General features: G+C 69.3%; 22 protein-coding genes. 13 read left to right on the top strand and 9 right to left on the bottom strand.

The window, feature by feature from the left end; genetic code table 11:
• Positions 1-29: 29 nt before the first annotated feature.
• Positions 30-1,142 (top strand): sugar ABC transporter substrate-binding protein, encoded by a 1,113-nt coding sequence (locus SK571_RS24240; RefSeq protein ID WP_319986389.1) that lies wholly within the window; start codon positions 30-32, stop codon positions 1,140-1,142.
• 52 nt (positions 1,143-1,194) lie between these two features.
• Here SK571_RS24240 and SK571_RS24235 read toward each other — a convergent pair whose 3' ends face one another.
• Positions 1,195-1,899 (bottom strand): hypothetical protein, encoded by a 705-nt coding sequence (locus tag SK571_RS24235; RefSeq protein WP_319986388.1) that lies wholly within the window; start codon positions 1,897-1,899, stop codon positions 1,195-1,197.
• A 74-nt stretch (positions 1,900-1,973) separates the two neighbouring features.
• Entirely contained in the window at positions 1,974-2,228 is a 255-nt protein-coding gene (locus SK571_RS24230) for a hypothetical protein (RefSeq protein WP_319986387.1), read from the bottom strand.
• 210 nt (positions 2,229-2,438) lie between these two features.
• Between SK571_RS24230 and SK571_RS24225 the strand changes: the two genes are divergently transcribed.
• The 5 genes from SK571_RS24225 (at position 2,439) to SK571_RS24205 (ending at position 5,889) form a co-directional block, all read left to right on the top strand.
• Positions 2,439-2,645 (top strand): cold-shock protein, encoded by a 207-nt coding sequence (locus SK571_RS24225; protein ID WP_030468404.1) that lies wholly within the window; start codon positions 2,439-2,441, stop codon positions 2,643-2,645.
• 107 nt (positions 2,646-2,752) lie between these two features.
• The gene (locus tag SK571_RS24220; RefSeq protein WP_319986386.1) at positions 2,753-3,631 is read left to right on the top strand and encodes a glutamate ABC transporter substrate-binding protein; all 879 of its coding nucleotides are present in this window, start codon (positions 2,753-2,755) and stop codon (positions 3,629-3,631) included.
• The gene (locus SK571_RS24215) at positions 3,628-4,242 is read left to right on the top strand and encodes an amino acid ABC transporter permease (RefSeq protein WP_319986385.1); all 615 of its coding nucleotides are present in this window, start codon (positions 3,628-3,630) and stop codon (positions 4,240-4,242) included. Before SK571_RS24220 ends, SK571_RS24215 begins: the two co-directional genes overlap by 4 nt.
• Positions 4,242-5,009 (top strand): amino acid ABC transporter permease, encoded by a 768-nt coding sequence (locus SK571_RS24210; RefSeq protein WP_319986384.1) that lies wholly within the window; start codon positions 4,242-4,244, stop codon positions 5,007-5,009. The genes SK571_RS24215 and SK571_RS24210 overlap by 1 nt, the downstream gene beginning before the upstream one ends.
• A complete protein-coding gene (locus SK571_RS24205) occupies positions 4,990-5,889 on the top strand; it encodes an asparaginase (protein ID WP_319986383.1) in 900 nt (299 codons plus the stop codon). Before SK571_RS24210 ends, SK571_RS24205 begins: the two co-directional genes overlap by 20 nt.
• On the opposite strand, the gene SK571_RS24200 is transcribed toward SK571_RS24205, so the two are convergent.
• Positions 5,886-6,326, bottom strand: a complete 441-nt coding sequence (locus SK571_RS24200) for an ester cyclase (RefSeq protein ID WP_319986382.1) — start codon at positions 6,324-6,326, stop codon at positions 5,886-5,888. The genes SK571_RS24205 and SK571_RS24200 overlap by 4 nt on opposite strands.
• A gap of 53 nt (positions 6,327-6,379) precedes the next feature.
• Between SK571_RS24200 and SK571_RS24195 the strand changes: the two genes are divergently transcribed.
• A complete protein-coding gene (locus SK571_RS24195) occupies positions 6,380-7,024 on the top strand; it encodes a TetR/AcrR family transcriptional regulator C-terminal domain-containing protein (protein ID WP_319986381.1) in 645 nt (214 codons plus the stop codon).
• Here the strand turns inward: SK571_RS24195 and SK571_RS24190 are convergent.
• Positions 7,021-8,709: an acyl-CoA dehydrogenase family protein gene (locus SK571_RS24190; protein ID WP_319986380.1), complete on the bottom strand. Its 1,689-nt coding sequence runs from the start codon at positions 8,707-8,709 to the stop codon at positions 7,021-7,023. The genes SK571_RS24195 and SK571_RS24190 overlap by 4 nt on opposite strands.
• A 145-nt stretch (positions 8,710-8,854) precedes the next feature.
• Here SK571_RS24190 and SK571_RS24185 point away from each other — a divergent pair, with 145 nt between their 5' ends.
• Together SK571_RS24185 and SK571_RS24180 are read left to right on the top strand one after the other, a co-directional pair.
• Complete coding sequence (locus SK571_RS24185) at positions 8,855-9,934, top strand: WD40/YVTN/BNR-like repeat-containing protein (protein WP_319986379.1); 1,080 nt, start codon at positions 8,855-8,857, stop codon at positions 9,932-9,934.
• On the top strand, positions 9,931-10,215 hold the full coding sequence (locus SK571_RS24180) for a MoaD/ThiS family protein (RefSeq protein ID WP_258948935.1): 285 nt from the start codon (positions 9,931-9,933) through the stop codon (positions 10,213-10,215). The genes SK571_RS24185 and SK571_RS24180 overlap by 4 nt, the downstream gene beginning before the upstream one ends.
• A gap of 737 nt (positions 10,216-10,952) precedes the next feature.
• Here the strand turns inward: SK571_RS24180 and SK571_RS24175 are convergent.
• Together SK571_RS24175 and SK571_RS24170 are read right to left on the bottom strand one after the other, a co-directional pair.
• Positions 10,953-11,912, bottom strand: a complete 960-nt coding sequence (locus SK571_RS24175) for a zinc-binding dehydrogenase (RefSeq protein WP_319986378.1) — start codon at positions 11,910-11,912, stop codon at positions 10,953-10,955.
• Between the two features lie 80 nt (positions 11,913-11,992).
• On the bottom strand, positions 11,993-13,459 hold the full coding sequence (locus tag SK571_RS24170; protein WP_319986377.1) for an aromatic amino acid ammonia-lyase: 1,467 nt from the start codon (positions 13,457-13,459) through the stop codon (positions 11,993-11,995).
• A 30-nt stretch (positions 13,460-13,489) separates the two neighbouring features.
• On the opposite strand from SK571_RS24170, the gene SK571_RS24165 reads away from it, so the two are divergent.
• Together SK571_RS24165 and SK571_RS24160 are read left to right on the top strand one after the other, a co-directional pair.
• Complete coding sequence (locus tag SK571_RS24165; protein ID WP_319986376.1) at positions 13,490-16,465, top strand: DEAD/DEAH box helicase; 2,976 nt, start codon at positions 13,490-13,492, stop codon at positions 16,463-16,465.
• Positions 16,458-17,285 carry an SWIM zinc finger family protein gene (locus tag SK571_RS24160; RefSeq protein WP_319986375.1) on the top strand — a complete coding sequence of 276 codons (828 nt, stop codon included), beginning with the start codon at positions 16,458-16,460 and terminating at the stop codon, positions 17,283-17,285. Before SK571_RS24165 ends, SK571_RS24160 begins: the two co-directional genes overlap by 8 nt.
• A gap of 358 nt (positions 17,286-17,643) precedes the next feature.
• Here SK571_RS24160 and SK571_RS24155 read toward each other — a convergent pair whose 3' ends face one another.
• The 3 genes from SK571_RS24155 to SK571_RS24145 all read right to left on the bottom strand — a co-directional run bounded on the left by SK571_RS24155 (position 17,644) and on the right by SK571_RS24145 (position 19,622).
• Entirely contained in the window at positions 17,644-17,916 is a 273-nt protein-coding gene (locus tag SK571_RS24155) for a GlsB/YeaQ/YmgE family stress response membrane protein (RefSeq protein ID WP_319986374.1), read from the bottom strand.
• A gap of 64 nt (positions 17,917-17,980) precedes the next feature.
• Positions 17,981-18,463, bottom strand: coding sequence for a hypothetical protein (locus SK571_RS24150; RefSeq protein ID WP_319986373.1), 483 nt, complete (start codon positions 18,461-18,463; stop codon positions 17,981-17,983).
• 94 nt (positions 18,464-18,557) lie between these two features.
• On the bottom strand, positions 18,558-19,622 hold the full coding sequence (locus tag SK571_RS24145; RefSeq protein WP_319986372.1) for a DUF2786 domain-containing protein: 1,065 nt from the start codon (positions 19,620-19,622) through the stop codon (positions 18,558-18,560).
• A gap of 62 nt (positions 19,623-19,684) precedes the next feature.
• Between SK571_RS24145 and folP the strand changes: the two genes are divergently transcribed.
• Positions 19,685-20,509, top strand: a complete 825-nt coding sequence (folP, locus tag SK571_RS24140; RefSeq protein WP_319986371.1) for a dihydropteroate synthase — start codon at positions 19,685-19,687, stop codon at positions 20,507-20,509.
• A gap of 14 nt (positions 20,510-20,523) precedes the next feature.
• Positions 20,524-21,462, top strand: coding sequence for a hypothetical protein (locus tag SK571_RS24135; RefSeq protein ID WP_319986370.1), 939 nt, complete (start codon positions 20,524-20,526; stop codon positions 21,460-21,462).
• The last annotated feature ends 8 nt before the right edge of the window (positions 21,463-21,470 follow it).

The raw sequence follows: 21,470 nt of genomic DNA, 5'->3' as shown, positions 1-21,470 counted from the left end.
AGAAATCTTGACTTAACAAGATTCAAGGGATGGACTTCGCGATTATGCGAAGACGGGTAATGGCATCGTCGGCGTGCCTGCTCTTTCTCCTCTCAGCCTGTGGTGACGCAGGTCAGGGGTCTCCGACGCTGCCTACGCGTGGTCCCAAACCAATCGTCGGGGTAATCCTTCCCGACCGAACGACATCCACGCGTTGGGAAGAGCAGGATCGCCCTCTGCTCACACAGGCGTTCAACTATGCGGACATCGAGCCGTTCATGGAGAACGCCGAGGGCGACGAGGCGAAGTTCGCGCAGATCGCCGACGAGATGATCCGCCGCAAGGTGAAGGTCCTCATGATCACGCCGTTGTCGGCGGCGGGAGGACTCGCGGTCCAGAAGAAGGCGAAGGCCGCGAACATCCCGGTCATCGACTACGACCGGGTCACGCTCGGCGGCCAGGCGGAGTACCACGTGGGCTTCGACAGCGTGAACGTCGGCCAGCTGCAGGCGGACGGCCTGCTGGCCTGCCTCGGTGACAAGCCGGGCGCCCAGATCATCGAGATCGAAGGCGCTCCGACCGACCACAACGCGACGTTGTTCACGCAGGGTCAGAAGTCACGGCTGTCCTCGAAGTACGACAGCGGCGCGCTCAAGCTCGTGAAGTCGCAACCGGTCGCCGACTGGAACAACGACCTCGGCGGGCAGCTGTTCGAGCAGATCCTGAACGAGAACGGCGGCAAGGTCGACGGCGTGGTCGCGGCCAACGACGGCCTGGCCGGCGCGGTCATCGCCGTGCTCAAGAAGAAGAACCTCAGGGTCCCGGTCACCGGCCAGGACGCCACTGTGGACGGTCTGCGGGCCGTGCTCGGGGGCGACCAGTGCGTCACCGTCTACAAGCCGGTGCGCGACGAGGCCGAGGCCGCCGCCAGGCTGGCGATCGCCATCGCCCGAGGTGACCTGGAGGGTGCCGATGACCTCGCCACCGGCAACCTGCGGGATCCCGTCGCCCGGCGCGACATCAAGTCGGTGCTGCTCGGTGCGACGCTGATCAAGAAGGACACCGTCCGGACGCTCGTCACGGAGGGCATCGTCAAGCCGGCGGAGCTGTGCGCCGGTGCGCTCGCCCAGGCCTGCGCCCAGCAGGACATCCTCGGAGGCTAGTGGCGCGACCCGGCCACACCACTGGAGGCCCGGCCACACCACTGGAGACGCGTCACGGCCTGTCTTGATCAGGCAGGTCGTGACGTCCCGAGATGAACTCCTGCACGGCGATCTTCGCCTTGATGATCGGCTGCCGGATCCTGGCTTCCCGGCGGTACGCGCGGGTCAGCTTGCGCGAGCCCTCCAGGTAGCGCCAGCGTGCCCACGGTGAGCCGGGCCGTGCGAGCCGCACGGCGCCCACAGCGGGCACCACCGGTACGAGCAGGCCGAGCAGGCCGGTCCAGATCTTGCCCTTGAGCAGCGCCACGATCGCGAAGCACAGGTTCACGGAGATGATGATCAGCCGGAGCGTGAACGTGGACGCGGGCGTCGTCTCCGGGTTGAGCTGCAGCACCTCGTCGTAGCCGAACGGGCGTGCGCCGAGCAGGAACGTCCCGGTGAGACCGACGGCGAGGAACACCGCGTCCACGGACAGCCGGCCCGCCTTCGTCCAGTACACGTCCCTCAGGTGAAGAATCAGCGCGAACTCGTCCAGCACCAGCGCCGCGCCCACCCCGAGACCGGCCGCCGCGGCCAGTCTGGCGCCGTGCAGGTCGTCGGGGATCACGAGGCCCGTGACGCTGGACAGGAGCAGCAGCACGGTGCCGAACACGACGTGATGCACGTGCGTGTCGCCGTGCACGATGTTTCCCGGCCACCAGCGGACCTTCGCCCTGATCATGCGCACGCTGATGCGGATGAACACGAATGTGGTCACCAAACCGATGAAGAAGAAGAGCAGTCGTTCGCTGCCGGTCAAGCCACGGCCCCCTGGGTCAACGACCCTCCAGGTTACCGGCCCTCGGGCATGTTCATGTTCTTCACGGTGCCGATCTGGAACACAGTGCCGTGGACGTCTCCGACCAGCTTGTTGGAGATCGTCGTGCGGCCCCTGCCGCGGTCCTTCGGAGCGGCCTCGGCAGGCGCGGCGCGGAGGTGTTTTCCGGCCAGCGCGGCGAGTCCGCCGGAGATGTGGGGTGCGACGGTGACCTTGATCGACATCGCCGTCTGCTCCGACACGAGCACCTCCGCGAACTCATTTGGCATCTCACGGTAGCAGCGAAATCGATGTCTCGACTGAGGGCGGGGAGCCGTGGTTGACTGTCTGCGGTCGTACGTTTCGTGTTCGTGGATCGCCCCGCTCGCGGAACGAGGTTGCGAGCGAGCGGGTTCTCCAGGTTCCGGAGAAGACGCCGCCGTGACTTGACCCGGTGGTCGCGAGCGCGATCCGGCACCTGTTAGAGGAGAAGTAGCAAGATGGCAGTACAGGGCACCGTCAAGTGGTTCAACGCGGAGAAGGGCTTCGGCTTCATCTCCCCCGACAACGGTGGCGCCGACGTGTTCGTCCACTACTCCGAGATCCAGATGAACGGCTACAAGGCTCTCGAGGAGAACCAGCGGGTCGAGTTCGAGATCGGTCAGGGCCAGAAGGGCCCGCAGGCCCAGGGCGTTCGCGCCGTCTGAGTCTGACTGGTCAGCACATCTGATCTAGACAAGCCGCCTGTCCACTATTGGACAAGCGGCTTTGTCGTATCTTGTGCCCGATTCACCGCGCTCAGTAGCTTCGCCGCATGGGGAGACTGTTCGTAGCCGCTCTGTTGCTCTTCGTGGCCGGGTGCTCCGGTGGCTCGGAGGCGGTGCCAGGCGGTGGCAAGATCGACGCCCTGCTCGCCAAGGCACCCGTTTACGCAGGTCAGGTGACACCTGGCTCGGCGGTAGACCGCATCAGGAAGCGGGGCGAGCTGCTGATCGGCGGCTCCCAGGACGCACCGCTGCTGTCCCAGCTCGACCCGATCAGCGGCGAGCTCACGGGTTTCGACGCCTACCTGGGCAAGCTGCTCGCCCACTACATCGTCGGCAAACCCTCGACGGAGCTGCTCTCCGCGACGTCGGAGACGCGCGAACCGTTGCTGGCCAACGGCACCGTCGACGTGATCATCCAGACCTACACGATCACGCCCGCGCGTGAGGAGCGCGTCTCGTTCGCCGGGCCGTACTACCAGTCGGGGCAGTCGATCGCGGTGCGCAAGGGCACGTCCGGCATCTCCGCACCCGCCGACCTGGCCGGCAGGACCGTCATCGTCGGCGCGAACACGCCCGGCGTGAAGGCAGTCCAGGACGCGGCGCCCACCGCGAAGATCGTCGAGTTCGGCTCCGATCCCGAGTGCCTGACGGCGCTGAAGCAGGGCCGCGGCGAGGCCTACGTGCAGGACCAGGCGATTCTGGTCGCCGACGCCTCCAAGGACAGCGAGCTGCAGCTCGTCGGCGAGCCGTTCACCGAGGACCCGTACGGCATCGGCATCAAGCACGGGGACGCCGAGTTCACGGCGTTCGTGAACGACTGGCTGCGCGAGCTCGGCAAGTCGGGGCTGTGGCAGGAGGTCTGGAAGCAGACGATCGGCACCGTGGTCACCGGCGACGCGCCGGCGCCACCCGCGATCGCCTCATGAGCCTGGTCCTCGAAGGCTTTCTGAACACCGTCGCCCTGACCCTGCTGTCGTTCGCCGGCGCGCTGCTCGCCGGGGTGCTGGTGGCCGTCACGAGGATCGTGCCGGTACCGCTGTTGCGCGCGGCCGGCGCGGTCTACGTGGAGGTGTGGCGGAACGTCCCGCTGCTCGCCTGGCTGGTGCTGTTCGTGTTCGGGCTGCCGGAGGTGGGCGTGAAGATGCCGTTGTTCTGGACGGCGTTCACGGCGATCGCGCTCTACGAGGCGGCCTTCGTGGCGGAGGCGTTGCGGTCGGGCGTGAACTCGGTGGCGTCCGGGCAGGGGGAGGCCGCGCGGGCGCTGGGGCTGTCGTTCCGGCAGTCGTTGCGGCACGTGATCCTGCCGCAGGCCTTGAAGAACGTCGTGCAGCCGTTGGCGAACATCGCGATCGCGCTGACGATGGCGACGGCTCTCGCTGGTGTGGTCGGAGTAGTGGACATGACCCGTGCGGCGCAACGGATCAACCTGGAGCTCGCGCAGCCGTTGCTGGTCTTCACCGGCGTCGGGCTCTGTTATCTGGTGATGGCCGCCGGAATCGGGTTCGGGGCGCGCGTGCTGGAACGGCGGCTGGCCTGATGTTCGACGTTCCTGGTCCCCGGTTCCGCCGCCGGGTCTTCTGGGTCTCCGTGGTGTCCGGGCTGGTGCTCGTCGGGCTCGTCGCGCTGGGGTTGCGGCAGTTCGCGGCCGGTGGGCAGCTGGAGCCGGTTCGGTGGAGGCCGTATCTGACCTGGCCCGTGTGGCGTTATCTGCTCGGGGGCCTGTGGTCGACGGTGGTGGCGGCGTGCGCGACGGGGGTGCTGGCGATGGCGGGTGGGTTGCTGCTCGCGTTGCGGCCCAACCGGTTCACTCGCGGCTACGCCGAGGTCATGCGCACGGTTCCAGTGCTGCTGCTCGTGTACGTGATGCTGTTCGTGCTGCCGTCGTTCGGGATGAACCTGCCGCTGTTCTGGAAGCTCGTGGTGCCGCTCGCGTTGTCGCACGCGGCGTCCTACGCGGTGATCTTCCGGGCAGGGGTCTCGGCGGTCGATCCCGGTCAGCGCGAGGCGGGGTTGTCGCTGGGCATGCCGGACGGTGTGGTGACGCGGTTCGTGGTGCTGCCACAGGCCGTGCGGCACATGACGCCGTTGCTCGTGACCCAGGCCGTCAGCCTGTTGAAGGACACCTCGCTGGGATATGTCGTGTCCTACACGGAGTTGTTGTTCAACGGACGGGTGCTCGCGAACTACAACGGCCTGCTGATCCAGACCTTCATCGTCGTCGCGTTCGTCTACCTCGTGGTCAACCTGGCGCTGTCCAGGCTGGCCCACCGGCTGGAGGCTGCTCGTGCCCGCACTGCTCGCTGAGGTGACCCGGTCGGGGTTCGTGGAGAGCCTGCACCACGGCAGCGTCGTCGGCCTGCTGCCGTCCGGAGCCGTGGGTGTTTCCGTTGGCGCGGTGGAGGACCCGGTGCTGCCGCGGTCGTGCATGAAGCCGTTCCAGGCGCTGGCGTGCCTGTCCGCCGGAGCGCCGCTGGCCGGGCCCGCGCTGGCGATCGCGGCAGGGTCGCACACGGGGGAGAACCGGCACGTCGAGCTGGTGATGCAGCTGCTCGGCGGGCTGCCGATCGGGTTGCTGCGCTGCCCGCCGTCCTGGCCGGAGGACGAGGAGACGCGCCAACGGCTGACGGAACCTTCTCGGGTGCGGATGAACTGTTCCGGCAAGCACGCGGCGATGCTCGCGGCGTGCGTGGCGGCGAGGTGGCCGACGCAGACCTACCTGGAACCTTCGCATCCGTTGCAGCGGCTGGTGATGCGGACGGTGGAGGAGTTGTCCGGAGAGTCCGTTGTGCACACGGCGATCGATGGCTGTGGTGCGCCCGTGTACGCGTTGTCGTTGCACGGCTTGGCGCAGGCGATGCAGGGGTTGGTGCGCACACCCGTCGCCGATGCCATGCGCGGGTTTCCCGAGTACGTCGGCGGGACCGGGCACGTGAACACCGTGGTCATGCAGCAGCTGACGGGCGTGGTGGCCAAGGGCGGCGCGGAGGGTGTGCTGGTGCTGGCGACCGCCGCCGGGCACGCGGTCGCGGTGAAGGTGCTCGACGGCAATCCCCGTGCCACGACGGCGATCGGGCTCACCGCGCTGGCGGCCATGGGGTTCGACGTGTCGACCGCGAAGGAGTCCCTGTCCGTGCCGGTGCTCGGCGGCGGGCAGGTCGTCGGGGAGGTTCGTGTCGTGTTCTAGAACTTCTCGGGGACGTCGAGCATGCCGAGCTGGCCCATGACGGTCGCCGTGTCGCCGTAGATCCGCTCGCAGACGAGGACGTCCTTGTCGAACAGGAAGAAACCGGCCATCCTGACCTTGAACGACCGTCCGGTAACTTCTTCGCCGATGAGGCTGCCCAGGTGCGTGCCCTGCAGTTCGAACTCCACGATCACGGCGTCGTCGGCGTGGTGGACGTCGATGATCTTGTTCCGCTGGTCGGGGAACGCCGCGCGGGTGCGTTGCCAGTAGCCGCGAACCGCGTCCACGCCTTCGAAGACCTGGCCGGACGCCATGATCTCGTACCGGGGGTGCGGAAACGTGTTCAGAGAGGTGTCGAAGTCGTGGTCGTTCTGCGACTCCATGTGCTCCAAGACGATCGCTTCACGCAGCGCTCTGAGCGCCTTGGACTCGGTCATACCGGCCGACCCTCCTACGTACGCCGTACGTCGCAGGGAAGCTACTCCACGTCGTGCGGTCTCCGCCAGTGTCGTCGTCACGTGAACCGCTGACCCGCGACCGCATCGTGGATGCGGCCGTGCGGTTGATCGAATGCGAGGGCGTCGAGGCCGTCTCGATGCGGCGGCTGGCCGCCGAGCTGGGCGCGGGCACGATGTCGCTGTACAACCACGTGCCGAACAAGGCCGTGCTGGTGGACCTGGCCGCTGAACGGATCATGGCGGACGCGCGGCCGTACCACGTCGACAGCGACGACTGGCGTGATCACATCCGGGCGCACGCCCGTGCCGTGCGGGAGCTGGCGCGCCGGCACCCCCGCGCGTTCGTGATGCTGGCGACGCGCCGGCTGAGCAGCGAGGCGGGGTTCCGGACGATCGAGGCGGCGCTGATGAACTTCGACCGCGCGGGGTTCCGGGGCAAGATCGCCGTCGGGATGATGCGGGCGATGGTGTCGTACCTGCTGGGCACCCTGATGAGGGAGGTCGCGACCTCGCCGGAGCTCGGCGGGATCGCGCTGTCGTCCTATGCGGACGTCGACGTGTCGGCGTTCCCGTTGTCCGCCGAGGTGATCGGTGAGCTCGGGACCTACGACCACGATCACGAGTTCGAGTTCGGCCTCGAACTCATGATCGCGGCGTTGGAGCGCTACCAGACCTAGGGGCGCATCTCGTAGCGGCCGGAGAGCGCTTCCACCTGCTGCCAGACGGCGTCGAAACGGGCCTGGTCGACGTGCGGCTTGCGGATCTGCTGCACCGCCCACTGCTGCTGGGCCTCGGTGCTGCTGGCCTTGCCGTGCAGGGCGGTCGCGTAGCCGGCGAAGTCGCGGACCAGGACGTCGAAGATCTGGTCGAGCACGTGCTGGTCGGTGCCCGTGATCTTCGCCTGCTCGAGGACCAGCTGGCCGTAGACGACCAGGGTGAAGAGGTGGCCGAGGTTGAGCAGGAAGTCGAGGTCCTTCTGCTGGGCCTCGTCCGGCGCCGCCGTGGTCAGCAGCGTCCTGATGGCCTTGGCCTGCTCGTGGAACAGCGCCACGTTGGGCAGGTGAGCGTGCTCGGTGTAGATCGGCTCCCAGTCGTGGAACTGGATCTTGCCGAGGCCACGCGCGGGACCCTGGTGCCAGAAGAAGTCGTCGTCCGTCGCGTCGTGACGCGTCGGGACCTCGTCGTAGGCCTTGGGGTTGAAGAGGTAGTTCGGCATGAACTTGAGCACCAGGGCCAGGTTCACGTGCACTGTGCCTTCGAGCTTGGGCAGCGCGCGGATGTCGGCCGTGGCGCGGGTGAAGTAGGTGTCCTTCTCGAAACCCTTGGCGGCGATGACGTCCCAGAGCAGGTCGATGACGTTCTCGCCCTCGCTCGTCACCTTCATCTTGGTGATGGGGTTGAAGAGCAGGTAGCGGCGGTCGTTCTCGCCGGCGCTGCGGAAGTAGTCGACGCTGCGGTCCGCGAAGAGCTTCATGGCGGTGAGGCGTGCGTAGGCGTCGACGAAGTTCTGGCGCACGTGCGGGAAGTTCGTGACCGGGTTGCCGTAGAGGATCCGGTTGTGGGCGTGGGTGATCGCCTCGTAGAACGAGTGCTCGCAGATGCCGATGCTGGCCGTGCAGAGGTTGAACTTGCCGACGTTGACGGTGTTGAGCGCGGCGGAGAACGCGTCGGGGCCGCGGTGCAGGACGTCGGCGTCGGTGAGGGGGTAGGCGTTGAGGCGGAACTCGCTCACGAACATCTGGCTGTCGACGACGTTCTTGACCAGCTCGAAGTTCTCGTGCTGGCTGTCGACGGCGAAGAAGACGTACTCGTCGGAGCCCGCGAGCTTGCCGAAGACGCTGACCATGCCGGCGACGTTGCCGTTGCCGATGTAGTACTTGCTGCCGGTGGCGGTGTAGCCGGTCTCCGTCTTCGTGACGATCATGTCGGTGCTGTAGACGTCGGCGCCGTGCTCCTTCTCGGAGAGGCCGAACGCGAAGACCGCGCCGCTGTCGAGGAGGGCCGCCGCCTTCTGCTTGGCCTTCTCGTTGCCGCTCATCCAGATCGGACCGAGTCCGAGGACCGTGACCTGCCAGGCGTACCAGTACTGCAGGCCGTAGAAGCCGAGCACCTCGCTGAACGCGGCGTTGCGGGCGGCGTCCCAACGCTTGGTGCCGTCGACGCTCGCGGGCGTGCAGAAGGTGGCGAAGAGCTTCTCGCGCTTCACGAAGTCGAGGAACTCGGTGTACCAGACCTTGTCCTGCGCGTCCGCGATGAGCTGCCGCTTGCCGCGGGCCTCGAACCAGTCGACGGTCGCCCTGAGCAGGCGCCGCGTCTCGTCGTCGAGGTGGGCGGGGTCGTAGTGGTTCGGGTCGAGCAGCACTGGCGCCTCCTTGCGTCTCTTCTTTCGGACGCTACCAGTGAGTAACTTGTGGGTCTACGTGGGGTTTCCCTCGCCCTCAGAAATTGTCAGACCCCCGGCGTAACGTGCTCCGCATCACATCTCCAGGCTGGGAGGCTGCGTTGCGATGACGGTGGTTGTGGCGATCGGTACGCGCAAGGGGCTGTGGCTCGCCCGCAGTGAGGATCGGATCTCGTGGCAGGTCGACGGGCCGCACCACGCGATGCAGGAGGTGTACGCGGTCGCGTTCGACTCGCGTTCGGGCCTTCGTCTGATGGCGGGTGTGTCCTCACCGCACTTCGGCCCGGGAGTGTCCATCTCGGACGACCTGGGCGCCACCTGGGAGGAGTCGTCCACGCCGCCGATCGCGTTCCCGGTGGACGACGCGGCCCTCGAACGCGTCTGGCAGCTCCAGCCCGCACCGGCCGCGCAGCCGGGCGTGGTCTGGGCGGGTACCCAGCCGTCGGCGCTGTTCAAGTCCTCCGACGGAGGCCGCTCGTTCGAGTTCGTCGAGGGCCTCTGGAACCACCCGCACCGCCCGGAGTGGGAGGCGGGCTTCGGCGGCCAGGCCGTCCACACGATCGTGCCCGACCCGGTGGACCCGGACCGGCTGCTGGTGGCGATGTCGACCGGCGGCGTCTACCGCACCGCCGACGGCGGCAAGTCCTGGGAAGCCCGCAACAAGGGCATCAAGGCGTACTTCTTCCCGGACCCGTGGCCGGAGTTCGGCCAGTGCGTCCACAAGGTGGCCCAGCACCCCGCGGTGCCTTCGCGCTTCTACGCCCAGAACCACCACGGCGTCTACCGCAGCGACGACGGAGGCGACACCTGGCAGTCGATCGCCGACGGCCTGCCCACCGACTTCGGCTTCGCCATGGTCGTCCACCCCCACGACCCGGACACGATCTTCACGTTCCCGATCGAGGCGGACGGCCGCCGCTTCCCACCGGAAGGCAAGTGCCGCGTCTACCGCTCCCAAGACGCCGGCGCCACCTGGCAGGCCCTGGGCGAAGGCCTGCCCGACGACTTCTGGACAGCGGTGATGCGCGACGCCATGTGCACCGACGACGCCGAAGTCCCCGGCGTCTACTTCGGCTCCCGCTCGGGCGAGGTCTACGCCAGCCCGGACGAGGGCGAGACCTGGCACCGCGTGGCAGCCCACCTCCCGGACGTGATGTCGGTCCGAGCGGCGGTGGTCCCGACGTGAAGGTGAAGGTCCTGATCCCAGGCGTCCTCCGCGCCGCCACCGACGGCGCCGCCCACCTGGACGTGGAAGTCCCGGACCCGGCCACCCTGGGAGCAGCCCTGGACGTCCTGGCCGACACCTACCCGCAACTGGACCGCCGCCTGCGCGACGAACGCGCCGCCCTGCGCCGCTACGTGAACTTCTACGTCAACGGCGAGGAGTGCCGCCGCCTGGCAGGCCCGGCCACCCCACTCCCGTCAGGCGCCGAGATCCAGATCCTGCCGTCGGTGGCAGGAGGCTGACGCCGCTCCCCGCCGGGTCGCGCCGCACCAGGGACGGCGGCGCAACCCGGCACCGGCGACTGCCCGGTGGCGGCAACTGCCCGGTGGCGGCAACTGCCCGGTGGCGGCAACTGCCCGGTGGCGGCAACTGCCCGGTGGCGGCAACTGCCCGGTGGTGGCTGCCTGGTGGTGGCTGCGCGGGTGGTGGTGCCACTCACGGCCTGCTGCCACTCCAGGTACCGCCGCCACCGACTGCCTACTTGCCGACGTCACTCCTGCCGCCGCTCTACCGTCTCTGCCATCGCCACCCTGTCACCGGACGGCTCGCGCCACCCCGCCACCGCCAACCGCAACCGCAACCCGCCACCCACCACTGCGGTTGGCCGCACCCCGTCACCCCTGAAGGGCTGCAGCCACCTCGCCACCGGCTTGCCAGCCGTTGCGGTTGCCGGTGCCCCCGCCACTGGCCTGCCACCCCGCCACTGGCCTGCCACCCCGCCACTGGCCTGCCACCCCGCCACTGGCCTGCCACCCCGCCACTGGCCTGCCACCCCGCCACCGGCCTGCCACCCCGCCACCGGTTACCTCGCCACTGCTGCTGTCGCCATCCCACCGCCGGCTGCGGCCGCACCGCCACCTCGGCTGCAGCCGCCACCCCTTTCTCGGCGACCGCCGGCTCTCCCGGCTGCCGCCGCCACGCATCCGCCTACCCCAGACCAGCCGCCCACGACCGAGCCCAACCCTGGCCGCTTGAGTGGTCAGACCAACAGCAGTGACTTGCCGAGGGTGGCGCGTTCCTCGAGCGAGCGGTGAGCCTTCTCGGCCTCCGCCAACGGGTAAGTCGCGCCGATCACCGGCCGGAGCCGGCCCTGCGCGGTGAGGGCGAGCGCGTCCGTGAGGAGTTCACGCACGGTCGCCGGGTCGGGTGGCCCGGCCGACAGCACGTTGTCCACGTGCACCTGCCGGCGGGCCGCCAGGTCCGGATCGATGTCGGCGAAGCCGTCCGAGGTGCCGTAGGTGACGAAGCGGCCGCCGTCGGCCACCGTCTCGAACACGGCCCTGCCGAGTGGTCCTCCCGCGCCGTCGAAGGCCACGCCGACGCCGCCCGTTGCCTCGCGGACCTGGTCCTGCCAGCCGTCCAGCGAGTAGTCGACGGCCAGGTCCGCGCCCAGTTCACGGCTCAGCGCGAGCTTGCGTTCACCGCGGGCCGCGGCGACGACTCGTGCGCCTGCGTCGCGCAGGAGTTGTACGAGCAGCGAACCCGCGCCGCCCGTCGCGGCGGCCACCAGGACCCACTCGTCCTTCTTGATCTCCACGCGGCGGGCGAGCATGAGTGCGGTGACGCCGTCGTGCACCAGGGCCGCAGCCTCGGCCGAGGTCAGGCCGTCGGGTACTGCGACGATCTCCTCTGCGGGGAAGACCATCTGCTCCGCGTAGCCGCCCGATCCGCGGCTGATGACGTGCCGGCCCAGCCACGCCGGGTCCACGCCTTCGCCGACCGAGAGCACGTGGCCCGCGCCGCCTCCGCCTGGCACGTAGGGAAGGGTCAGCGGGAAGAACTCGCCGCCCCAGCCGTTGCGCAGCAGCGTGTCGAGGAAGATCACGTCGGCGACCTCCACGCCCACCACCACCTGTCCCGGACCTGCCACCGGCGCGGGAACCTCTTCCACGCGGAGCACCTCGGGACCACCGAACTCGTGCACACGGACAGCACGCACCGCCACCACATCCCCCACCTGGATCAACCGGTCGCGTCCCACCGTAAAAGCTCCAGTTCGGTGGAGATCAAGCCCGCATCTCAGCAGGAGGCGAAGTCGTCCAGCAGTGCCGAGGCGACCTCGACGTCCGGGCTGAGCTGGCGGTCGGACATGTCCGGGTTGAGCTTCGACTCGGCGGTCTCGAAGGCGGCGCGCAGCGACGCGGTCTGAGGCGTGATGCCGCGTAGCCGCAGGGCGCGGACGGCGGCCACGACTTCGCACGCGAGGACGAGGCGGAACGCGCTCAGCGAGCGCAGGGCCTGGGAGGCGGACTGGAAGGCGAAGCTCGAGTTCTCCTCCTGGCCGCGCGACACGACGGCGTTGCCGATGCTCGCGGGTTCGGCGAGGGTGCGGACCTCGGCCAGCGCGGAGTTGGCGCTGTACTCGAGGATCATCACGCCCGAACTGCCGGGCACGCCCTCGGCGAGGAACGGGCGCAGGCCGGTGAAGCTCGGCTCGACGAGCGTGGCGAGGCGGGCGGTCGAGATGTGGCCGGTGTGCAGCATCGAGAGCCGGAGCCGGTCGAGTGCCTGGCCCAGGTACGCGCTGTGGAAGGCGCCGTGGTGGTAGGCGGCGTCGTCCTCCGGTCCGAAGTGGTCGGAGACGATCAGCGGGTTCTCGGCGGCGGCGTTGAACTCGACGTCGAGCACGCGGGCCAGGTCGGTGGCGGCGTCGACGGCCGGGCCGTGGATCTGCGGGAAGCAGCGGTAGCCGAACGGGTCCTGGATGCGCGCCGGCGGGCGTGGTGGTTCGCCGATCAGGCGGCGCATCTCGGCGGCCACGGCCACCTGTCCCGGGTGCGGGCGGCCCAGGTGGACGCGTTCGTCGTAGGCCTCGACGGCTCCGTCCACGGCGAGGAACGACAGCGCCGCGACGACGTGCGTGGCCTTGAGGAGCTGGTGCGCGTCCTGCCAGGCCAGGCCCGCCATGCCGATGGTGAGGGCGTTGCTGCTGATCAACGCCAGCGCGTCGCCCGAGTCGAGTTCGATCGGGTCCGGGGTCTGCGTGGAGCCGAGCCAGTAGCGCTCGCCGAGCAGGGTCAGGCCGGTTTCGGCGAGTGCGGTGAGGTCGCCCGTGCCGATGGCGCCGTACTCGTGGACGCCGGGGTAGCAGCTGCTGTTCAGCGCGGCGAGGAGTGCGTCGGCCACGGCTCTGCGCACGCCGGCGCCGCCCGCGAGGAGTTGGTTGAGTCGCACGACCATCATGGCGCGCACCTGCTCCTCGGGGAGCATGCCGCCGAGCCCGCCCGCGTGGCTGCGCAGCAGGCGCAGGCCGTGCTCGGCCCAGCCCTCCGTGCTGATGATCTGGTCGCGGTTCGCGCCGACGCCGGTCGTGCGGCCGTACACCTGTCGTCGCACCACAAGGCGCTGGCTGGCACCCCACGACGCTTCGAGGCGTGCGAGGCCATCAGCGTGCAGGGCCACCGGCGAGTGGTACCGCGCGACGCGCACCACCTCGTCGGCGCTGAGGGACTGACCGTCCAGCACGACAGGGGAGTCTTCGACCATGGCGCCAATGTGAGCACATAGGCTTCAGAGGTGCTCGTACTGCATGGCCTGTGCACGACCGACGGTGTTCTCGCACTGTGGGCCGAAGACTCCGGGCTGCCCGCACGCAGCGAGAGCACGCGTCGCGACGCGCCACATCCGTTCGCGGCGTCGGCCGAGTCGCTGGCCGCCGCGCTCGGGCAGGAACCGCGCAAAACGACCACACGGGCGTTGCTGCTGCCGTCGTTCTCGTCGGGGCCGATGGCGTCGCCCGAACTGGTGCGCGACCCGCTGGCGGCGGGACGAGCGCAGCGCGGCAAGGTGCAGCTGCGGCAGTGGGGCGTGCCCACGATCCGTCTCGACGGTGCCCCCGAACGCGGCGCCGAGGTGCGGCTGAGCGACTCCGCGCGGTTCGTGTTCGACGTGGCCGGGTTCGCCACCGACCTGGTCGACCGCGGCCGCGTGCTGCCGTCGGTCGCGCCGGACCGGCCCGTCGCGCAGTGGGTGCCGGTGCTCTCGGGAACGGATTCGGCGCGGTTCGCGGCGTTGCAGGCCGCGATGCCGCCCGCCTGCCGGTGCGAGCAGATCGTCAGCGACCCGGCGGAGCTCGTGCGCGCGGCACTGACGACCACAGTCGACGAGCAGGTGCGGAGCCGGCTGAGCGGCACCGCTCTCGCCCCGGCGCGACGTGGGCGCGCGACGACGGCGGAGTCCTGGCTCGACGCACTCACCGGCGAGCCCGCGTTCGACGCGGACCCCGTCGAGCTCTACGAACTGCGCGAGCAACTGGACCGCTGGCGCGACAGCGCGGGCAACGAGAGCCCCGTGCGCACCTGCTTCCGGCTGCGCTCGCCGGAGCAGCGCGACGACGAGGAGTGGGCCGTCGAGTTCCTGCTGCAGGCCGTCGACGAGCCGAGCGTTCTCGTTCCCGCGCAGCAGGTCTGGTTCGCGGACGACAGCGTCCTGCGGCGCTGGATCCCGGCACCGCAGGAGCACCTGCTGGCCGACCTCGGCCGCGCGAGCAAGCTGCACCCCGACCTGGACGAGGCGTTGCGCGGCTCGCACCCCGCCGAGATGGAGGTCAGCGCGGAGGGCGCGTACCGGTTCCTGACCGCCGCCCCGGTGCTGGCGCAGGCCGGCTTCGGCGTGCTGCTGCCGTCGTGGTGGCAGCAGACGACCAAGCTGGGCCTGAAGCTCACCACGAAGAGCCGCGGCACCGCCGGCACCGTCGCCAAGGAGAGCGAGATCGGCTTGAAGTCCATCGTGGACTACAAGTGGGAGCTCGCCCTCGGTGAGGACACGCTGACCGACGCCGAGCTCGCCGAACTGGCCAGGGCGAAGGTGCCGCTGGTCAAGGTGCGCGGCCAGTGGGTGCAGGTCGACCAGAAGCGGCTCGCCGCCGGGCTCGCGTTCCTCAGGCGCGGCGGCGGGCAGATGACCGCCGCCGAGGTCATGCTCCACAGTGGACTTACAGAGGAGGACGAGAGCCTGCCGCTCCCGCTGATGTCCGTCGAGGCGGACGGCTGGCTCGGCGACCTGTTGTCCGGCAAGGCCGACGAGCAGCTCGAACCCGTCGAGCCGCCGGAGAACTTCCTCGCGCGGCTGCGCCCGTACCAGCAGCGCGGCCTGGCGTGGCTCGCGTTCCTGGACAAGATCGGTCTCGGTGCGTGCCTGGCCGACGACATGGGCCTCGGGAAGACCGTTCAGCTGCTGGCGCTGGAGGCGTTGAACCGCGCCGACGGCAAGAGGCCGCCGACGTTGCTGATCTGCCCGATGTCGGTCGTCGGCAACTGGCAACGCGAGGCAGCGCGGTTCACCCCGGAACTCTCGGTGCACGTGCACCACGGCGCGGACCGGCTGGACGGCGACGCGCTGCGCGAAGCCGTGGAGAGCCACGACCTGATCCTCACCACCTACGCGCTGGCCGCGCGCGACGCCGACGCGCTGAGCGAGCTCACCTTCGACCGCGTGGTGCTCGACGAGGCGCAGAACATCAAGAACAGCGCGACCCGTCAGTCCCAGGCGGTGCGCCAGCTCAAGGCACGTCACCGCGTCGCGCTCACGGGCACGCCCGTCGAGAACCGCCTGGCCGAGCTCTGGTCGATCATGGACTTCGCCAACCCCGGTGTGCTCGGCACGGTCAACACGTTCCGCGCCCGCTACGCCGTCCCGGTGGAGCGCCACAACGACCAGGACGCCGCCGCCCGCCTGCGCAAGATCACGAATCCGTTCGTGCTGCGCCGGGTGAAGACCGATCCGCGCATCATCAGCGACCTGCCGGACAAGGTCGAGATGCGCCAGCTCTGCAACCTCACCACCGAGCAGGCCTCGCTCTACCAGGCCGTCGTCAACGACATGCTGGAGAAGATCGAGGAAGCGGAGGGCATCGGCCGCAAGGGACTGGTGCTCGCGACCATGTCGAAGCTCAAGCAGGTCTGCAACCACCCCGCCCACTTCCTCGGCGACGGCTCCCGCGTCGCCGGCCGCTCCGGCAAGCTCGCGCGCCTGGAGGAAGTGCTCGAAGAAGTGCTCGCCGAGGGCGACAAAGCGTTGTGCTTCACGCAGTTCACCGAGTTCGGCAGCATGCTCGTCCCGTACCTGGCCGCGCGCTTCGACACCGAGGTGTTGTTCCTGCACGGCGGCACGAACAAGGCGGCCCGCGACCGCATGGTCGAGCGCTTCCAGGGCAGCTCGGGGCCGTCGCTGTTCCTGTTGTCGCTCAAGGCGGGCGGCACCGGCCTCAACCTCACCGCCGCGAACCACGTGATCCACCTGGACCGCTGGTGGAACCCGGCGGTCGAGGACCAGGCGACCGACCGCGCGTTCCGGATCGGCCAGCGCCGCAACGTGCAGGTGCGCAAGTTCGTGTGCATCGGCACGCTGGAGGAGCGCATCGACGCCATGATCGAGGAGAAGCGCGCGCTGGCCCAGCTGGTGGTCGGCGCCGGCGAGAACTGGCTCACCGACCTGTCCACCTCGCAGTTGCGCGACCTGCTGACGCTCTCCGGGGAGGCCATCGGTGAGTGAGCACTGGTCCGGCGAACGTCCCCGGTACGGCAAGACCATCAAGGTGGACAACGGTCTCAAGGCCAAGAGCAAGCGCGGTGACATCGGCGCCACCTGGTGGTCGCGCCGGTTCATCGAGGTGCTGGAGTCGTTCGGCATGGGTGGCCGGCTGACCCGTGGCCGCACCTACGCGCGGCAGGGCCAGGTGCTGTCGTTGTCGCTGTCCACGAGCATGGTCATCGCCCTGGTGCAGGGCTCGCGGCCCACGCCGTACAAGGCGCGGATCGCGATCAAGTCGTTCACGGGCCAGGAATGGCAGCGCATCGAGCACGCGCTGGCCGGCAAAGCCCTGTACGCCGCGAAACTGCTGGCCGGCGAGATGCCAGCGGACATCGAGACGCTGTTCGCCTCGCTGGGGCTGCGGCTCTTCCCCGCGACGCAGCGCGAGATGACGATGGACTGCAGCTGTCCGGACTGGGAGGTGCCGTGCAAGCACCTCGCCGCCACCTGTTACCTGCTCGCCGAGTCGTTCGACAACGACCCGTTCGAGATCCTCGCCTGGCGCGGCCGCAGCCGCGAGGACCTGCTCGACCGCTTGCGTGCCTTGCGCGGCACGGTGCGTTCCACCGTGACCCGTGAGGAGGCGCCGCCGCTGACGAGGTGCCTGGACACGTTCTGGCAGCGGCAGACCACGTCGAACCTCCACTTCGGCGACCCGACGGCGGTGGTGCGCACGGACGCGGTGCTCGATCAGCTCGACGGTGTGCCGATCACCGTGGGCCGGTCGTCGCTGGCCGACCTGTTGCGCCCGGCCTACCTTTCGCTGAAACCGGAGGAGTAGCGGGAGTGAGTCGGGGATGCGGCCGCTCGAGATGGCACTGCATGCCGATGTCGTGAGATCCGCTGGATTCGGTGGCCTGCACCGGTGACGGGTTCTGCCGTCACGCGATGGCCGCTCGGCGGCAGCGGTCAGCCGGGTACCGAGGCTGCGGACCCGTTGGGAGCACTGGAGTTCAGCGCGTTCAGGCGCGGGACGGCAGTGCTGCGCGGGATGAGGGCAGCCGCGAGTGGGGGGAGCCGGCGGACCCGTTGGGCGCTGTGCGGTCCGGGCGCGGTGGCTTGTGGGCGCGCGGAGGGCGAGCGGCTCGGGTCTGTCGGCGGAGGGGTGAGTGGGCGGCTGGGCCGCCCTCGCCCTGGGGTCAGCGGGGGAGTTTCTGCCTGGAGCGGTTGGCCCACAGGGTCACGCCGGCGCCGGCGAGGCCTACCTGGAGAGCCAGTTCGATCCAGTCGATTCCCGGGGTGTCGGCCACGCCCAGGACCGTGGCGGCGGCGGTGCCCAGCAGGGCGGCGACGATGCCTACGAGGATGGTCGCGAGCAGCGACACGTGCTGCCTGCCCGGGACCACCAGGCGGCCCATGCCGCCGATGATGGCTCCGAAGAGCAGTGCGGTGAACAAGCCGCCGATTTCCACTGTGTACCCCCTGGGACTCTGATGCCTGTCGCTCCAGGATCCGCCGGGCACAGGGTCTCGCGAATCAGGTCTTTCCCTGACTGCTCCCTGAGTTCGCCCCTAGGAGCACGGCGGCTGTGGCGGAGAGTTCGCGGCCCGGCACGTCCGGGTCGCAGCCCACCCTGGCGAGGCGGGCCCGGATGGCCGTGGGGGAGCGCTCCATGGCGTCGGCCAGGGACCTGATCAGTTTCGGGGAGTCGGTCTCGGACGGGGTGAGCCAGGCTGCGCGCAGGTCGGTGTCGAGGGCTTCGGTCCAGGGCTGGTTGGCGTTCGCGTGGCGGGACGGGCGGGTGCGCAGGCGCGTGTGGGCGCTCAGCACCCGCGCGAGGAGCTTGCCGACCGTGACGCCGCCCTCTACCGGCAGGCGCAGGCGGCCGTCCGCGATCACCTCGCCCGAGTCGAGTGAGCCGAGCAGGTCGAGCACCATCGAATCGTCGGAGTCGGTCGTCGCGCTCAGCCGGTAGTGGACCTCGCCGAACTTGATCTCGTTGTGGAAGGTGGATGTCATGGGGTCGACGTTAGGGAGGGGGTCTGACGGTTTTTCCGGGGTTGGGCCCTGGAGGCCGTTGTGATGCGGGGAGTTCACCCGAAGGGGTGGAGGGCTAACCCGATGTCACGGCGTTCCGGCCGGTCCCGATGTCGGCGCGGTCCGCGGCGGCACGCCCCGCGCCCCACCCGGCGGCCGACCGCACGGTCACGCGCGAGGTGCGCGTCCGCGTGAACATCTGCTCGTACAGCGTGTCCACGGCCTGCTTGCGGTCCGCGAGCACCGGCAGCAACCGCTCGTCCGAGGCGATCGGGTCGTCCGGAGCAGCGGGCGCGGCCGCCATCGCCTCCAGCCGTTCGCCGATCCGCGAGGCGTACGACACCAGGAACGACTTCCGGAACGGCCGCGAGCGCGCCTCACTGCCCTTACCGGCCCGCCCGCCAACGGCGACCATCGCCCGTGTCGCCTGCACGAGCAGAGACGTGGACAGCAGCTCCACGCTCTCCAGGTCGACCTCGTCACCGACGAGAGCGATGAACCCGAACCCGTCGTATGCCACCGCACGCGACCGGAAGGCCTCCGACACCACGTGCACGAGCTGCGCCTTCTCCTTGAAGTAGCTCTTGTCCAGCCACATCCGCCGCGACGTCGCCTCCGCAGGCAGGTCCGCGTCGAGCATCGCCCGCTCCAGCGCGTGCCGGTTCATCAGCTCCTGCGCCTTGGCCGACAGCGCCTCCGCCTCCTCGGGGAACGCCGTCGACTCGGCCTTTGCCAGCAGGCCGCGCACCCGGTTGAGCACCTTCGGGTCCAGCCCCGCGCGCACGGCCGACATCAGCACGTCGCCCGGCAACGGCAGGATCTGCGGCAACGAGGGCAACCGCCCGAGGAACTTCAGCAGTTCCGCGGCCGTGCGGTTCGCGTACGACATCGTCTCGATGTGACGCGTCGCCCACGCCTCCAGCAGCGGTCCCTCCCACCACACCGAGGCGCCGATCTCGTCCAGCTGACGCTGCCACCGCGGATGCACCGTCGCCGCAGGATGCGGCGAACAGGACAAAGCGATCACGTCCACCACGAGAGAGGCGGCCGACTCATCGAGCGAACGCGACACCATCTCGCGCACGTCGTACGGCAGCCAGCCGCGCTGCCAGAGCGCATCGACCGCTTTCACCAGTTCCACGCCACGCAGTATGAGACGTCCGCCATGTGCACAGGTCGGGGACCACCTGGTAGACACGGGATGTGATCGAACTCCAGTTCCGCGGCCGGACCGTCGTCCGCGACCACGCGCTGGTGATGGCGATCATCAACCGCACTCCGGACTCGTTCTACGACAAGGGCGCCACCTACGCCGAGGACGTGGCCATGGAGGCCGTGCACCGCGTCGTGGACGAGGGCGCGGACATCGTGGACATCGGCGGCGTGAAGGCCGGACCGGGTGATCTGGTCGACTCCGGCGAGGAAGTGCGCCGCGTCGTGCCGTTCATCGCCCGCGTGCGTGCCGCCTACCCGGATCTGATCATCAGCAGCGACACCTGGCGCGCGGACGTCGGCCGGCTCGTCTGCGAGGCCGGAGCCGATTTGCTCAACGACACGTGGGCGGGCGCGGACCCGCAGCTGGCCGAGGTCGCCGCGGAGTACGGCGCCGGCTACGTCTGCTCGCACACGGGCGGTGCGGTGCCCCGCACGCGTCCGCATAGGGTTAGTTACCCGAACCTCGTCGCGGACGTCATCGCGGAGACGACGGCGCGCGCGGAGAGGGTGGTCGCACTCGGTGTGCCTCGCAAGAGCGTGCTGATCGACCCCACACACGACTTCGGCAAGAACACATGGCACAGCCTCGCGCTGGTGCGGCACACGGACGCTCTGGTGGCGACCGGGTGGCCGGTGCTGATGGCTCTGTCCAACAAGGACTTCGTCGGGGAGACCCTCGGCGTGGAACTGCACGAGCGCGTCGAGGGCACCCTCGTCGCGACCGCGATCGCGGCGTTGGCGGGCGCCGCGGTCTTTCGCGCGCACGAGGTGGCGCGCACCAGACGAGTACTCGAGTCCGTCGCTCGACTCTGAGCTGGAGGTATCAGGTGGACGACGTCTTCGCCCGGTTTTCGGATGACCGGTGGGACGACTTCCTCGACGAACTCGACAAGATCCGCGTGAGCGTGGTGGATCCCGCGGAACGACAGCAGATGAAGGTCACCGCACGCCGCGACGCACGAGAAGCGGGCACTCAGCCGTTGCTCGTGCGGATGGCCCTCGCGGACCACTACTTGAACCTGCTCGCCATCGGAGTGTGGGCGGGCGACGAGAGCTGGCGCGCCGATCTGCGCGACCTGGTCGTCTCTCTCGTGCCCGCGGACGACGAGTCACGTGACGACGCACTGCTGAGTTCGGTCATCGCCGTGGTGCTCGCACAGCTGCTGCAGGACGCACGCCTGCGTGGCGGCTCCGAGGCCGACGTCATCGCACGGTCGGCGTGGGAGAAGGCCCAGGAGTGGGCTGCCTACGCGGAGGACCGTCACGTGGAACGGCTCCTGCACGCCTCCACAGAGGCCGGTGCGCGCGTGGTGACGGCCTCGGAGGTGCAGGAGGTCATCGAGCTCGCCACGGCCGCAGCGGACGACCAGCACGCCGAAACGATCGCCGCACTGGAGACCGAAGGCTTCACCGCGGAGTTCATGAACGGCGTGTGGGTGGTGGAGGGCGAGTTCCGCAACGCGGTGCGGGCCGCTGCGCGCGCGATCACGCTCACGGGCCACGGCTGCGTCCTCGCGCGCAACATCCGGTCATCGGCTGTGATGTTGTGGCACGAGAACACGCTCGCCATGGCGGACTCGAAGGTGCCGCGCTGGCGCGTCTACCCGATGCTCGCGCCCGTTACGCCGCAATCGAAGTTTTCAGGCGGTGAAGGTCTGCCGTTCACCCGTGAGACACACCCGTTGGCACCCGCTCCAGAAGTCGTGCGCCGGTTGGCGGACGCCGTTGGTGTCAACCTGTCCCATCTGCTGGCTGCATTGCGGTGAAAGGGTGA

The sequence above is a fragment of the Lentzea kristufekii genome (assembly GCF_033949925.1).
In the GTDB taxonomy this organism is placed as follows: Bacteria; Actinomycetota; Actinomycetes; order Mycobacteriales; family Pseudonocardiaceae; genus Lentzea; species Lentzea kristufekii.
The sequence above is the reverse complement of the archived record's forward strand: the minus strand, read 5'-3'. Positions and strand labels throughout refer to the sequence as shown.

What these genes read in the sequence shown, in the direction of transcription:
- SK571_RS24185 (WP_319986379.1), top strand. Translation starts at nt 8,855, where the DNA reads ATGACGGTGGTTGTGGCGATCGGTACGCGCAAGGGGCTGTGGCTCGCC.
- SK571_RS24200 (WP_319986382.1), bottom strand. Translation starts at nt 6,326, where the DNA reads ATGACCGAGTCCAAGGCGCTCAGAGCGCTGCGTGAAGCGATCGTCTTG.
- SK571_RS24150 (WP_319986373.1), bottom strand. Translation starts at nt 18,463, where the DNA reads ATGACATCCACCTTCCACAACGAGATCAAGTTCGGCGAGGTCCACTAC.
- SK571_RS24170 (WP_319986377.1), bottom strand. Translation starts at nt 13,459, where the DNA reads ATGGTCGAAGACTCCCCTGTCGTGCTGGACGGTCAGTCCCTCAGCGCC.
- SK571_RS24215 (WP_319986385.1), top strand. Translation starts at nt 3,628, where the DNA reads ATGAGCCTGGTCCTCGAAGGCTTTCTGAACACCGTCGCCCTGACCCTG.
- SK571_RS24210 (WP_319986384.1), top strand. Translation starts at nt 4,242, where the DNA reads ATGTTCGACGTTCCTGGTCCCCGGTTCCGCCGCCGGGTCTTCTGGGTC.
- SK571_RS24225 (WP_030468404.1), top strand. Translation starts at nt 2,439, where the DNA reads ATGGCAGTACAGGGCACCGTCAAGTGGTTCAACGCGGAGAAGGGCTTC.
- SK571_RS24230 (WP_319986387.1), bottom strand. Translation starts at nt 2,228, where the DNA reads ATGCCAAATGAGTTCGCGGAGGTGCTCGTGTCGGAGCAGACGGCGATG.
- SK571_RS24220 (WP_319986386.1), top strand. Translation starts at nt 2,753, where the DNA reads ATGGGGAGACTGTTCGTAGCCGCTCTGTTGCTCTTCGTGGCCGGGTGC.
- SK571_RS24240 (WP_319986389.1), top strand. Translation starts at nt 30, where the DNA reads ATGGACTTCGCGATTATGCGAAGACGGGTAATGGCATCGTCGGCGTGC.